The sequence below is a fragment of the Methylobacterium sp. WL116 genome (assembly GCF_008039455.1).
Classification (GTDB): domain Bacteria; phylum Pseudomonadota; class Alphaproteobacteria; order Rhizobiales; family Beijerinckiaceae; genus Methylobacterium.
Genome location: NZ_VRUV01000448.1, coordinates 1 through 3,781 on the forward strand (window position 1 = coordinate 1; position 3,781 = coordinate 3,781).

Sequence of the window (3,781 nt, forward strand, 5' to 3'; positions counted from 1 at the left end):
GCCGGACGGCGGGCCGCATTCGGGCGGGGCGCCGGCGCCGGGGGCTCGCCGAAGATCTGGCCGAGGATGTTGCCCGGGCTCGGCGCGCTCGCCACCGAGGCGGTCGTCTCGGGCGCCTTGCGCCAGCGGTTGAGGCCGGGCAGCGGCACCGGCGTCTGGCCCTTCAGCGCGACGCTCATGTAGGTCTTCCAGATCTCGACCGGCAGGTTGCCGCCGGACGCCTTCTTGGTCGGCTCGCCGTCGTCGTTGCCGAGCCAGATACCCGTCACCAGGCTGCCGGAATAGCCGATGAACCAGGCATCGCGGAAATCCTGGCTGGTGCCGGTCTTGCCGGCGAGGTCCCAGCCCGGGATGTCGCCCTTCTTGGCGGTGCCGATCACGAAGGTCTCGTGCATCATCGCGTTCATCATGCCGACGGCGTTCGGATCGATGACGCGGCCGAGGCCGCCCTCCCCGCGCTTGTACAGCACCTTGCCGTCGGCAGCCTTCACGCCGGCGACGACGTAGGGGATCACGCCGGTGCCGCCGTTGGCGAAGGCGCTGTAGGCGCCGACCATCTCCAGCGGCGTCACCTCGGAGGTGCCGAGCGCGATCGAGCCGTTGGCCTGCAGCGCCGAGGTGATGCCGAGGCGCTGCGCGGTCTGCACCACCGCCTTGGCGCCGACCTCCTGGCCGAGGCGCACCGCGACGGTGTTGAGCGACAGGGCGAGCGCGGTCCGCAGCGTGACCGGGCCCTCGTACTGGTGCGAGTAGTTCTCCGGCTGCCAGTTGCCGATCTTGATCGGCGCGTCCTCCTTCACCGTGTCCGGCGTCGCGCCGCGCTCGACCGCGGCGAGGTAGACGAACGGCTTGAACGAGGAGCCGGGCTGGCGCTTGGCGGTGGTGGCCCGGTTGAACTGGCTCTGCGCGTAGTCGCGCCCGCCGATCAGCGCGCGGATCGCGCCGTCCGGCCGCATCGAGACCAGCGCACCCTGGCCGACGTTGTAGCGGCCGCCCTTGGCGTTCAGCTCATCGACGAGCGCCTTCTCGGCGGTCGCCTGAAGGTTGGTGTCGACCGTGGTCTGCACGACGATGTCGCCCTCGATCGTGCCGACGAAGTCGTCGAGCACGTCCATCACGAGATCGGCGACGTAGTTCGCCGAGCCGCCGCCGCGGGTGCTCGCCGGCCGGGCCGGCTGGGCGAGCGCCACCTTCGCGTCCTGGGCGGTGATGAAGCCGAGCTCCTGCATCGCCGCGACCACCTGGGCGGCGCGCGCCTGGGCCGCCGGCAGGTTGCGGTTCGGCGCCAGCCGCGAGGGCGCCTGGACGAGGCCGCCGAGCATCGCGGCTTCCGCGACGCTGACGGTCTTCGCCGGCTTGCCGAAGTAGCGCTGCGCCGCCGCCTCGACGCCGTAGGCGCCGGCGCCGAAGTAGACCCGGTTCAGGTAGAGCTCGAGCAGCTCGTCCTTGCTGTACTTGTGCTCGAGCCACAGGGCGAGGATCGCCTCCTGGATCTTGCGCGAGGCCGACCGCTCGGGCGTCAGGAACAGGTTCTTGGCGAGCTGCTGCGTCAGGGTCGAGCCGCCCTGGGCGACGCCGCGGCGCGTCAGGTTCTGGCCGATGGCGCGCAGGATGCCGACCGGGTCGACGCCGAAATGGCTGTAGAAGCGCCGGTCCTCGATCGCCACGAAGGCGCGCGGCAGGTAGCTCGGCAGCTCCTTGATGCCGACGACGCGACCGCCGGTCTCGCCGCGGTTGGCGAGCAGCGAGCCGTCGGAAGCGAGAATCGCGATGTTCGGCGGGCGCTTGGGCACCGCGAGCTGGTCGATCGGCGGAAGCTGGGAGGCATGGTAGGCGATCAGGCCGGCGATCCCGACCACCGCCCACAGGCCGAGCACCCAGCCGGCGTAGACCACACGCCCGAGCAGCGAGCGCCGCCGGACCTTCTTCGACGAAGCGCCACGCCGCGCGCCGCCCTTGGCGGCCGGCTTCGCCCGGCGGCTGCCCGCGTCCTCGCTGTCTCGGCTTCTGCTGGCCACGCCGCCTCCCGGGCGATCGGCCCGCGACAGGCGAAGGTCCGCGCCGCCCCGACCCGCGCCGCGCCCCTCGGGCACGTCGAAGTTCGGTTCGCCCCGGCCGTCCCGTCCGCGTCCGTTCGCCATGCGTCCCGTCTGTCCTGAGGCCCGTCCGAGATGCCCTGCGAAGTTGGTGCTGCGGCGATCGTCGGAGGCCCGGTTCCGCACGGTAAATGCGGCGGGTTTAAGGGATGTTAACCGCCGATTTTCAGAACCCGTTGACGATCAGGGACTTGGCGTTCGCGCTCCGCGATGCGGCCCGGCGTCGCCGAATCCCCGGGGTTTTTGGCGCCGGACGCGGCTTTTGCTAAGCGATTACGCGCAAGATGCGCTCCGCCTTCGACCTTGGGGTGATGCCATGAGCGACAATCGACGCAGCACCCCGCGCAAGGACGCCTTCCAGGTCGCGAGCCTGATCGCGGACGAATGCGGGGAGCCCTGCGAATGCCTGGTCTGGGACGTCTCGGAGACCGGCGCGCAGATCGAGGTCGCGGCCGAGATCGTCGCCCCCGATCGGTTCACGCTGCGGGTGACCGCTTACGAGCCGCCGCGGCGCTGTCGCGTCGTCCGGCGCGAGGGCCGGCGGCTGGGAGTACGGTTCGAAGGCTGAGACGAACCGCGAAACCGGCGCGCGCCGGCTCAGGCCGGCTGCAGCGCCGGAGCGGGGTCCTGCCGGGCCCTCGCGATGCGGAACGCCTTCGGGCGGGCGAACAGGAAGCGGAGGGCGGTGCCGCGCACCGCGCGCTCGAGGGCCAGCGGCACGATCACGGCGACGACCATCACCGTCAGGCTGGCGAGGCCGACATCGTCGATCAGCCCGACCTTGACCAGCAGCGTCCGCGTGACCGCCATCGGCAGGAAGAACGCGAGGTAGATCACGATCGAACGTTGCCCGCAGGCGCGCAACGCCGCGGTGACCGGCCCCCCGGCCGACGTCAGCAGGGCGGCGCCGGCGACGATGGCGAGCGCGCCGGCGCCGCCGAGGATCAGGCTGACCAGCGGCAGGCTGGCGAGCGTCGGGTACCCCGGCAGCTGCGAGGGCGTGAAGGCGAGCCAGGCCTCGATCCCCGCCCAGAGCATCAGTCCGGCACAGGCCAGCCCTGGGTTGCGCGCGACCCGGTCGGCCAAGGCGAAGATGCGCCCGGCGAACAGGTATCCGGCCACGAAGTAGACGTAGCGGGCGCAGAACTCCTCCGCGAGATAGGAAGGGGTCGCGATCGGCACGACCTGCAGCAGGGCGGCGCCGGCCAGGAGCACCGCGGCCGGCACGCGGCGCAGCAGCTTGGTCACCACGGAGAACACCGCGAGCAGGTAGATGAACCACAGCGTCGCGTACGGCTCGATCAGCGCGTGGACGAGATGGGCCGCGAAGGCGCCGGGCCCGGCCTCGCCAACGATCGCCGGATACTTCGCGAGCGACTGGACGACGACCCAGAGCCCGTAGAAGTAGGCGAAGTGGACGACACGCCGGTCGGCGAACAAGCGCCAGTCGCGGTCGATCACCCGGCCGACGAACAGGCCCGACAGCAGGAAGAAGTCCGGGATCCGGAACGGCTTCGCGAAGCTCACCACCGTGTGGAGGAAACCCTCGCCGTCCATCGCCTCGCCGGTGCCGAGGGTGGAATGCATCATCACCACGAGGAGGATGCAGATGCCCTTGGCGACGTCGACCCAGGCGAGACGCATCGCATCCCCCGGCCCCGCCGTGCCCGCCGCCCCCGCCATTA

3 protein-coding genes are annotated in these 3,781 nt (G+C 71.3%); 1 reads left to right on the top strand and 2 read right to left on the bottom strand.

What is annotated here, in order from left to right; genetic code table 11:
• Window positions 1–2,141, bottom strand: a 2,141-nt coding sequence (locus FV223_RS22460) for a transglycosylase domain-containing protein (RefSeq protein WP_147729069.1), incomplete at its 3' end; no start/stop codon positions are given.
• 271 nt (window positions 2,142–2,412) lie between these two features.
• On the opposite strand from FV223_RS22460, the gene FV223_RS22465 reads away from it, so the two are divergent.
• A complete protein-coding gene (locus FV223_RS22465; protein WP_147729070.1) occupies window positions 2,413–2,664 on the top strand; it encodes a PilZ domain-containing protein in 252 nt (83 codons plus the stop codon).
• A 29-nt stretch (window positions 2,665–2,693) separates the two neighbouring features.
• On the opposite strand, the gene FV223_RS22470 is transcribed toward FV223_RS22465, so the two are convergent.
• Complete coding sequence (locus FV223_RS22470) at window positions 2,694–3,779, bottom strand: acyltransferase family protein (protein WP_147729071.1); 1,086 nt, start codon at window positions 3,777–3,779, stop codon at window positions 2,694–2,696.
• Window positions 3,780–3,781 lie beyond the last annotated feature (2 nt).